The 9,667-nt window shown below is 71.1% G+C and carries 8 protein-coding genes; 6 read left to right on the top strand and 2 right to left on the bottom strand.

The features are described 5' to 3' along the window. Window positions 1–97 precede the first annotated feature (97 nt). The 3 genes from ACFXBC_RS25150 (at window position 98) to ACFXBC_RS25140 (ending at window position 3,096) form a co-directional block, all read left to right on the top strand. The gene (locus tag ACFXBC_RS25150) at window positions 98–958 is read left to right on the top strand and encodes a TatD family hydrolase (protein ID WP_385028648.1); all 861 of its coding nucleotides are present in this window, start codon (window positions 98–100) and stop codon (window positions 956–958) included. A gap of 213 nt (window positions 959–1,171) precedes the next feature. Continuing rightward, window positions 1,172–2,155 carry a 16S rRNA (adenine(1518)-N(6)/adenine(1519)-N(6))-dimethyltransferase RsmA gene (gene rsmA / locus ACFXBC_RS25145; protein WP_385028645.1) on the top strand — a complete coding sequence of 328 codons (984 nt, stop codon included), beginning with the start codon at window positions 1,172–1,174 and terminating at the stop codon, window positions 2,153–2,155. Further along, complete coding sequence (locus ACFXBC_RS25140) at window positions 2,152–3,096, top strand: 4-(cytidine 5'-diphospho)-2-C-methyl-D-erythritol kinase (RefSeq protein ID WP_385028642.1); 945 nt, start codon at window positions 2,152–2,154, stop codon at window positions 3,094–3,096. Before rsmA ends, ACFXBC_RS25140 begins: the two co-directional genes overlap by 4 nt. Before the next feature lie 11 nt (window positions 3,097–3,107). On the opposite strand, the gene ACFXBC_RS25135 is transcribed toward ACFXBC_RS25140, so the two are convergent. After that, window positions 3,108–3,368, bottom strand: coding sequence for a Txe/YoeB family addiction module toxin (locus tag ACFXBC_RS25135; RefSeq protein ID WP_385028639.1), 261 nt, complete (start codon window positions 3,366–3,368; stop codon window positions 3,108–3,110). Further along, entirely contained in the window at window positions 3,365–3,616 is a 252-nt protein-coding gene (locus ACFXBC_RS25130) for a type II toxin-antitoxin system Phd/YefM family antitoxin (protein WP_385028636.1), read from the bottom strand. The genes ACFXBC_RS25135 and ACFXBC_RS25130 overlap by 4 nt, the downstream gene beginning before the upstream one ends. Window positions 3,617–3,747: 131 nt before the next feature. Between ACFXBC_RS25130 and ACFXBC_RS25125 the strand changes: the two genes are divergently transcribed. From ACFXBC_RS25125 to ACFXBC_RS25115, 3 genes are all read left to right on the top strand, one after another. After that, complete coding sequence (locus ACFXBC_RS25125; RefSeq protein ID WP_385028633.1) at window positions 3,748–5,556, top strand: ABC-F family ATP-binding cassette domain-containing protein; 1,809 nt, start codon at window positions 3,748–3,750, stop codon at window positions 5,554–5,556. A 240-nt stretch (window positions 5,557–5,796) separates the two neighbouring features. Continuing rightward, window positions 5,797–7,626 carry a PQQ-binding-like beta-propeller repeat protein gene (locus tag ACFXBC_RS25120; RefSeq protein WP_385028630.1) on the top strand — a complete coding sequence of 610 codons (1,830 nt, stop codon included), beginning with the start codon at window positions 5,797–5,799 and terminating at the stop codon, window positions 7,624–7,626. Between the two features lie 520 nt (window positions 7,627–8,146). Then, the gene (locus ACFXBC_RS25115; protein WP_385028627.1) at window positions 8,147–9,628 is read left to right on the top strand and encodes a PQQ-binding-like beta-propeller repeat protein; all 1,482 of its coding nucleotides are present in this window, start codon (window positions 8,147–8,149) and stop codon (window positions 9,626–9,628) included. Window positions 9,629–9,667: the final 39 nt, after the last annotated feature.

Raw genomic sequence — 9,667 nt, 5'->3', positions numbered from 1 at the left:
GTCCTCCCCACGTCCGAGACGCTCGGCGTCGCGGCTCCCGTGCTGCGGGTGCTGTTCCGCGTCGTCCAGGGCCTCGCCATCGGCGGTGAGTGGGCCGGTGCGACGCTCATGGTGGTCGAGCACGCGGCCCCCCGGCGCCGCCGCGGCCGCGGCCAGGGCCTCGTCCGTCGGGGTGACCACCGTGATCCAGGTGGGGTGTGACCTGAAGGGCTCCCGCTGGGCAGCCGATACGGCCGCCGCGTACGAGAACGTGCACGCGGCGGTCGCCCTGCACCCGAACGAGGCGCCCCGCATCGTGCTGGGGGACGATGGGGGCACCTCCCAGCCCCCCGGGGCTGGGGGAGGCTGGTCGCGGCAGGGTGCACGCGCCGCAGGCGGTGACAGCGCGCTGGACGAGGCGCTCGGCGAGATCGACCGGCTGGCCGGACTCCCGCAGGTGCGGGCCGTCGGCGAGACCGGCCTCGACCACTTCCGCACCGGACCGGAGGGCGTGGCCGCCCAGGAGCGTTCGTTCCGGGCGCACATCGAGATGGCGAAAAGGCACGGAAAGGCGCTGGTCATTCACGACCGCGAGGCGCACGCCGATGTCCTCCGCATTCTGGACGAGGAAGGGGCGCCGGACCGCACCGTATTCCACTGCTATTCCGGCGACGCCGAAATGGCCGAACTCTGCGCGGCCCGCGGCTATTTCATGTCCTTCGCGGGCAATATGACGTTCAAGAACGCCCAGCCGCTGCGTGACGCACTCGCCGTGGCCCCGCTGGAACTCGTACTCGTCGAAACGGATGCGCCTTTTCTCACGCCCGCGCCCTACCGGGGAAGGCCGAATGCGCCGTATCTCATTCCGGTGACGGTACGGGCGATGGCAGCGGTACGGGACATCGGCGAGGACGAACTGGCCGCCGCGCTCATGGCCAACACGGTGCGGGCGTTCGGCCTGGACGGCGACACCGTCTGACGCGCGGGAGGTTCGCAGGGTGCGGGCGATGCGGGTGGTGGGAGCGCCGGGCGCGCGCCGGTACGTGAGCGGGTCCGGGCCCCAGTACGCGCGCCGGTACGTGAGCCGGTGCCCGGACGGGCGCCCGTCCGGGCGTGCACGGCGCGCACCCCGCGCGGACAGTACGAGCCCGGCGCGCACCGGGAGCCCTTCGCCCGGCCGTAGGCTTGACGGGTGAGCAGCACTGAACCCGAGGCATCCCCTGCGGCGTCCCCCCAGGCATCCGAAGTCTCCGACGCCCTGCTGGGCCCCGCCGACATCCGCGAACTGGCCACCGCGCTCGGCGTACGCCCGACCAAGCAGCGCGGCCAGAACTTCGTCATCGACGCCAACACGGTGCGCAGGATTGTCCGTACCGCCGATGTGACCCGGGACGACGTGGTCGTGGAGGTCGGCCCCGGCCTCGGTTCGCTGACCCTGGCGCTCCTCGAAGCGGCCGACCGGCTGGTCGCCGTCGAGATCGACGATGTGCTGGCGGGCGCGCTGCCCGCGACGGTCGAGGCCAGGCTGCCCGCCCGCGCCGACCGCTTCACGCTCGTCCACTCCGACGCGATGCAGGTCACCGAACTCCCCGGCCCGCCGCCCACGGCGCTGGTCGCGAACCTCCCGTACAACGTGGCCGTCCCGGTCCTGCTGACGATGCTGGCCAGGTTCCCCTCGATCGAGCGGACCCTGGTGATGGTCCAGGCGGAGGTCGCCGACCGGCTCGCGGCCGAGCCCGGCAGCAAGGTGTACGGGGTGCCTTCGGTCAAGGCCAACTGGTACGCGCACGTCAAGCGGGCCGGGTCCATCGGCCGCAATGTGTTCTGGCCCGCACCGAACGTCGACTCGGGCCTGGTGTCCATGGTCCGGCGCACCGAACCGATCGCGACCACGGCGACGAAGGAAGAGGTCTTCGCGGTCGTCGACGCGGCGTTCGCCCAGCGCCGCAAGACCCTCCGGGCCGCACTCGCCGGCTGGGCGGGCTCCGCGCCGGCCGCCGAGGCCGCACTGGTCGCCGCCGGGATCTCACCGCAGGCGCGCGGGGAGTCCCTGACGGTGGAGGAGTTCGCCCGGATCGCGGAGGGCAGGCCCGCCCCGAAGACCGACCAGACCCCCGGGACCGAGCGGACCCCCGGGACCGCCGAGACCGAGCGGACCCCGGAGGGCAAGGCATGACGCTCCACACCGGTACTGGGGAGCGGGCGGGCGTCACCGTCCGCGTCCCCGCCAAGGTCAACGTCCAGCTCGCGGTGGGCGGTGCCCGTCCCGACGGCTTCCACGACCTGGCCAACGTCTTCCTCGCGGTGTCGCTGTACGACGAGGTCACCGTCACCCCCGCGGACACTCTGCGCATCACCTGCACCGGCCCCGGCGCCGAGCTGGTCCCGCTGGACCGTACGAACCTGGCGGCGCGGGCGGCCGAACTGCTCGCGGCGGCGCGCGGTATCGAGCCCCGCGTACACCTCCACATCGACAAGGACATCCCGGTCGCGGGCGGCATGGCGGGCGGCAGCGCGGACGGTGCGGGCGCCCTGCTGGCCTGCGACGCGCTCTGGTCCACGGGCGCCTCGCGCGACGAACTCCTCGCCCTGTGCGCGGAGTTGGGCAGCGACGTGCCGTTCAGCCTGGTCGGCGGGGCGGCGCTCGGCACCGGCCGCGGCGAGCGGCTGACCTCGCTGGAGCTGGGCGGCGCCTTCCACTGGGTCTTCGCGATGGCCGACGGGGGGCTCTCCACCCCGACGGTCTTCCGCGAGTTCGACCGCCTCACCCCCGACGCGGCACCGCCGCAGGCCGCACCCGCCCTGATCGAAGCGCTGCGCACCGGCGACACGGTGGCCCTGGCAGGCGCCCTGGCCAACGACCTCCAGCCGGCCGCGCTCTCCCTGCGCCCCTCCCTGGCGGACACGCTCGCCGCGGGCACCGCCGCAGGCGCGCTCGCCGGGCTGGTCTCGGGGTCCGGCCCGACGACGGCATTCCTGGCGAAGGACGCGGAAGCGGCCGAGCGGATCGCGGCGGAGCTCCTGGCCTCGGGGACCTGCCGCTCCGCGCGGGCCGCGGTGTCGGGGGTGGCGGGAGCGACGGTCCTGCGGGACGCGCCGGGTCGGCGTCGCCCGTAGCGGTACCCGGGTCAGCGTCCGTAGTGGTAACGGCAGGCGGCGATCCGGACCTCTTCGTCGACCACCTTGTAGATCAGCCGGTGCTCATCCGTGATGCGGCGGGACCAGTACCCCTGGAACCCGTGTTTCAGGGGCTCCGGCTTGCCGATGCCCTCGTTGCCGTTGCGCGCGACGTCCTGCAGCAGGGTGTTGATACGTTTGAGGATCTTCCGGTCCTGGGCCTGCCACCAGACGTAGTCCTCCCAGGCCGATTCGTCCCAGACGAACTTCACTCGGCCAGCTCGCGCGTGGTGCCGCCGTCGCTCTCCAGGCGCTCGATCGACGCCAGCAGGCGCCGGGCGTTCGCCGGGCTCCGGAGCAGGTAGGCCGTCTCCTTCAGCGACTCGTACTCGTCCAGAGCCACGATCACGACCGGGTCGTGCCCGGCACGCGTCACCACGACCTCCTCGCGGTCGTCCACCACCGCGTTGAGCGTATCGGCGTACTTCGCGCGTGATTCCGTGTACGTCATGGTCCGCATGGCGGCTCCCTCCGGCATGTACAGAAAGTTGTACGTACGGAAAACTGTACGCGGGTTCGGGAGGTGACGCAAAGGTCCCGCCCACCGCGCCGTACCCTGGGAGATCGATCACCCCCGTCCCAGGAGCGTCAATGGCCGTCAACCTCGTCAATGTCGAGGCCGTCAGCAAGGTCTACGGCACCCGTGCCCTGCTGGACGGTGTCTCACTCGGCGTCTCCGAGGGCGACCGTATCGGTGTCGTCGGCCGCAACGGAGACGGCAAGACGACCCTCATCCGGATGCTGGCCCGTCTGGAGGAGCCCGACACCGGGCGCGTCACCCACAACGGCGGCCTGCGCAGCGGTGTCCTCACCCAGCACGACTCGCTCGACCCGCAGGCCACCATCCGGCACGAGGTCATCGGCGACCTCGCCGACCACGAGTGGGCGGGCAGCGCCAAGATCAGGGATGTCCTGACCGGGCTCTTCGGCGGGCTCGACCTGCCCGGTTTCGCCCAGGGCCTGGACACCGTCATCGCCCCGCTCTCCGGTGGCGAGCGCCGCCGGATCGCCCTGGCGAAGCTGCTCATCGCCGAGCAGGACCTGATCGTGCTCGACGAGCCCACCAACCATCTGGACGTCGAGGGCATCTCCTGGCTCGCCGGCCACCTCCGCGCCCGCCGCTCGGCGCTCGTCGTCGTCACCCACGACCGCTGGTTCCTCGACCAGGTGTGCACCCGGATGTGGGACGTCCAGCGGGGCGCCGTCCATGAGTACGAGGGCGGCTACAGCGACTACGTCTTCGCGCGGGCCGAGCGCGAACGCATCGCGGCCACCGAGGAGTCCAAGCGGCAGAACCTGATGCGCAAGGAGCTGGCCTGGCTGCGGCGGGGCGCCCCCGCCCGTACCTCCAAGCCCCGCTACCGCATCGAGGCCGCCAACGAACTGATCGCCGACGTGCCGCCGCCGCGCGACACCTCCGAGCTGATGAAGTTCGCCAACGCGCGGCTCGGCAAGACCGTCTTCGAGCTGGAGGACGTCACCGTACGGGCCGGGGACAAGCTGCTGCTCCAGCATCTGACCTGGCAGCTCGGTCCCGGCGACCGGATCGGCCTGGTCGGGGTGAACGGCGCGGGCAAGACCTCGCTGCTGCGTGCGCTGGCCGAGGCGGCCCGTACCCAGGGCGAGGCCCAGCCCGCCGCCGGGAAGATCGTCGTCGGGAAGACCGTCAAGCTCGCCTACCTCTCCCAGGAGGTCGCCGAACTCAACCCCAGCCTGCGGGTGCTGGAGGCGGTGCAGCAGGTGCGCGACCGGGTCGACCTCGGCAAGGGCCGGGAGATGACGGCGGGCCAGCTCTGCGAGCAGTTCGGTTTCTCCAAGGAGAAGCAGTGGACGCCGGTCGGGGATCTCTCCGGTGGTGAGCGGCGGCGGCTGCAGATCCTGCGGCTGCTGATGGACGAGCCCAACGTCCTCTTCCTCGACGAGCCGACGAACGACCTGGACATCGAGACCCTGACCCAGCTGGAGGACCTCCTCGACGGCTGGCCCGGCTCGATGATCGTGATCTCGCACGACCGGTTCTTCATCGAGCGCACCACGGACCGCGTCTTCGCGCTGCTCGGCGACGCGGCCCTGCGGATGCTGCCGCGCGGTGTCGACGAGTATCTGGAGCGCCGTCGGAAGGTGGTCGACGCACAGACCCCGGCCGCCGTGCAGGCGGTGGCCAAGGACGTCCCCGGCACGGTGTCCGCGAAGGACAACCGCGCGGCGAAGAAGGAGCTCCAGAAGATCGAGCGGCAGCTCGACAAGTTCTCCGACCGGGAGAGCAAGCTGCACGCACAGATCACCGAGAACGCGACGGACTTCGGCAAAGTGGCCGAACTGGACGCCGAGTTGCGTGAACTGACCGGTCAGCGCGAGGAGTTGGAGATGCGCTGGCTGGAGCTCGCCGAAGACGCGTAGCGGTTGCGCACGGGGGCGCGCGACGCGCATAACGAGGGCATCACAGCCCGGTTCTCCCTTGGGAACAGGGGGTGACCGGGCCTGCTCGCGGCGTTGGCCGGGTGATAGAAAGAACTCCCGCTCGACTGACGTTGATGTGTGGGATCCACACCCGATTCGCTCCATTCCGGTGGCTGCCGCTGCCGGAATCGCGGGGGAGGCCGGTCGGGCCGTGGACTCCGCGTAAAGAGGTATGTGCTGATGACTCAGCCACCCGACCAGCAGCCGCCGCAGGGCGGTTTCGGTGCCCCGCAGGAGCCTCCGCCGGGTGGCTTCGGCGCTCCGCCACCGCCCGCTCAGCCGCCGCAGATGCCGCCGCCGCCCCAGGCACCACCGGGACAGGCACCGCAGGGACAGACACCGCCGGGGCAGCCGCCCGCCCAGCCGCCCACGCCGCCGCAGGGGCCGCCGTCCGGGCCGCAGCCCGGTTACGGATACCCCCAACAGGCTCCGCAGCAGCCGCAGCCCGGCCCCTACGGATATCCGCAGCAGCCCGGACCCTACGGCCAGCAGCAGCCCGGACCCTACGGCCAGCAGCAGGGGCCCTACGGCTACCCGCAGCAGCAGTACCCGGGCGCCCCGGTCCCGCCGCAGGGCGGGGGCAAGAACCCCTTCAAGGGCAAGCCGGGCGTCATCATCGGCGCGGCCGTCGCGGCGCTGCTCGTGGTCGGCGCCGGGGTCTTCTTCGCCGTCGGGGGCGGTGACGACGGCGACAAGAAGCCGGTCGCGAGCGACAGCAAGAACGCGGACGACAAGCCGTCCGCTTCCGCCAGTGTCGACCAGGGCGACGGCAGCGGCGACGGGCGCGCGGCCAACGACGACCTCAACGCCGGACGCAAGGCCGGCGAGGACAAGGTCCTCTGGCTCCAGACCAACAAGGTCGCACTGCCGCAGAACGGCGCCCAGAACTACGGCATGTGGTTCGCCGGCGATGTCGTCGTACGCGCCATGTACAAGACGGTCACCGCGTACGGCGTGAACGACGGCAAGGAGAAGTGGAGCGTGCCTGTGCCGCACGCGATCTGCGCGGCGCCCCGCCAGACCACCCCCGACGGCAAGATCGTCATCGCGTACAAGAGCAACGACACCGACAAGGCCGACTGCAACCAGATGCAGGCCATCGACCTGAAGGCGGGCAAGGGCGGCTGGAAGAAGCAGATCCCGCAGGAGGGCAGCTTCGACATCATGAGCTCCCTGGAGCTGACGATCGCGGGCGACACCGTGACCGCCAGCCGGATGGGGCCCTCCAGCGCCTTCTCGGTCAGCGACGGACACAAGATCTTCGGGAAGATGGCGGGCGCGTGCCAGCCCGACGCGTTCGCGGGCGGCGCCAAGCTGATCGCGGTCGAGTCGTGCACCAAGAGCGGCCAGCCGGATGCGACCGAGCAGGTGCAGGAGCTGAACCCGTCGACCGGCAAGTCCAAGTGGACGTTCGGGCTCCCGGCGGGCTGGCAGGTCAAGAAGGTCTACTCGCTCGACCCGCTGGTCATCTACTCGACCAACGAGAAGAAGAAGTCCTGGAACATCTCCGTCCTCAAGCACGACGGAACCCGGCGCTCCCAGCTGACCACGAAGGACAGCTTCCAGCCCGAGTGCGGTCTCTCCATCATCGACCGTGATCTCCAGGGCTGTGTCGGCACGGCCGCCGACGCCAACACGCTGTATCTGCCGACCCAGGTGAAGAGCGGCGCCAACGCGGTGGTCGCCTTCGACCTGAACTCGGGCAAGGAGAAGTGGCGGGTGCCCGCGGGCGGCGACCGTACGATGCTGCCGCTGCGGATGGAGGGCTCCAGCCTCATCGCGTACAAGGAACCCTCGTACGACGCTGGCGGCGCGGTCGTCTCCATCCCGTCGACGGGCGGCAAGGCGAGTGTGCTCCTGCAGAACCCGGGGTCGACGTCCAGTATCGAGAACTCCTTCTACTCGAAGCTGGTCGCCTACCAGGACGGCCGGTTCTTCCTGATGTCGGGCCAGGTCAGGGGCAAGAGGGGCGACACCACCGAGAAGACGATGCTGGTCTTCGGCAAGTGAGCTGTCCCCAAATCCTCAACTCCCCCTCCACGAAGGCAGAGACACGATGACGCAGCCACCCCAGCCACCCAACGGGCCGCCTCAGCCACCCAACGGCCCGCCCCAGGGCGGGTTCGGCGCACCCAAGCAGCCCCCGCCCGGGCAGCCCCCGGCGGGCGGGTACGGCACCCCGCCCCCGCCGCCGAACTCGCCACCGCCCGGCGCCCCACCGGTTCCGCCCCACCAGGCACCGCAGACGCCGCCTCCGCCGCAGACGCCGCCGCCCGCCGGCCCGCAGCCCCCGCAGGGGCCGGGCTACGGCTACCCGCAGGCGCCGCCGCCCCAGCCCGGTTACGGCTACCCGCAGCAGGCGCCGCCACCGCAGCCACAGGCGCCCCAGCAGCAGCCACCTCAACCGCAACCCGGCGCTCCCGCATACGCGTTCCCGCCCCCGCAGCAGCAACAGCAGCCCGGCGGCCCCGGGTACGGCTTCCCGCAGCAGCAGCCAGGTGTACCGGCGCCTCCGTACACGACGCAGCCCATGCAGCCCGCGAACGGCAGTCTGGACGGCGGCGGTGGCGGGAAGTTCGGCATCAACGCGAAGATCATCACCGCGGCGGTCGTCGCGATCGTGCTGATCGTCGGGGCCGGCTTCGTCTACTCGGCCAGCAAGGACGACAAGGGGGCGGAGGTGTCGAGCGCGGGCCCCACGGGCGGCGGCGACAAGAACGGCTCCGACACCGCCAAGGGCACCGGAGGCAAGGAGAAGGTGCCCGCGGACACCAACTCCAAGGTCCTCTTCCAGATGCCGGCCCCCAAGGTCAGCGACGTCACCGGCGTCAACGGCTCCTGGACCACCGACAAGCTGTATGTGAAGTCCGGCGTCAACGCGGTGTACGGCTACGACGCGGTCAAGGGCACCCAGGTCTGGAAGCTTCCGCTCCCGGGCCCGGTCTGCGCCGCGACCAGCCACGTCAGCAAGGACGACAAGACGGCCATCGCCTTCCAGCCGAAGGTGCCGACGAAGGCCAAGCAGTTCTGGGGCTGCTCGGAGGTCGCCGCGCTCGACCTCGACAGCGGCAAGCTCCTCTGGCAGAAGTCGTACAAGGACGGCGACGACAAGGTCAGCGTCGACGAGGTCACCCTCGGCGGCGACACCGTCGCCACCGGCAGCACCCACGGCGGAGCCGCCTGGGGCCTGGAGAAGGGCGAGCTGCGCTGGGCGCCGAAGGTCTCCACGGACCAGTGCGAGGACGCCGGGTACGCCGGCGGCGCCACCACCCTGGTCGCCGTCCGCAAGTGCGGCGACTACAACAGCCCGCAGGTCAGCGTTCAGAACCTGAACCCTAAGACCGGCGCGCCGATCTCCTCGTACAAGATGCCGTCGGGCGTCGAGTACGCCCACGTCGTCTCCACCGACCCGCTCGTCGTGGCCGCCGACGTCGGTGACACCGCGGGCGACGGCAGCGGTATCTCGGACTACTTCTCCATCGACGCCAGGACCGGCAAGCTGCGTGCCCGTATCGCGGCCAACGCCGACGCCTACGGGGGCAAGTGCGGCAGCACATCGGTCGAGGAGTGCACCGGCGTGGCCGTCGGCGACGACCGGCTGTACATCCCGACCGAGCAGCACGACGGCACCGGTGACGCGGTCGGCCAGACCAACGAGATCGTCGCCTTCGACCTGGGCACCGGCAAGGCGGCCCCGGGCCGCGCCGACGCCGGTCCCGGCTACACGGCCTATCCGGTGCGGATGGACGGCTCCAACGTCATCGCGTACAAGACGGGCCCGTACAACAAGGGCGGTCAGGTCGTCTCGATCAACGGCTCCACCCTCAAGCAGACCCTGCTGATGAACAACCCGGGCAACGAGGCGGTCCGCGGGGCCGAGTCCACCTTCCTGGCGGACAGCGCCGAGATCCGGTTCACCGACGGCCGGCTCTATCTGGCCGACGACACCCTGAGCGACTACACGTCCGACTCGGAGAAGCACTACCTGGCCATCGCGTTCGGCACCGGCTGACCGCAGGCCCCGGGAGTACGCTCCCGGACACGCCGATGG

It is taken from the genome of Streptomyces sp. NPDC059398 (assembly GCF_042751845.1).
GTDB lineage: Bacteria > Actinomycetota > Actinomycetes > Streptomycetales > Streptomycetaceae > Streptomyces.
This window is presented reverse-complemented; position numbering and strand designations above follow the sequence as displayed.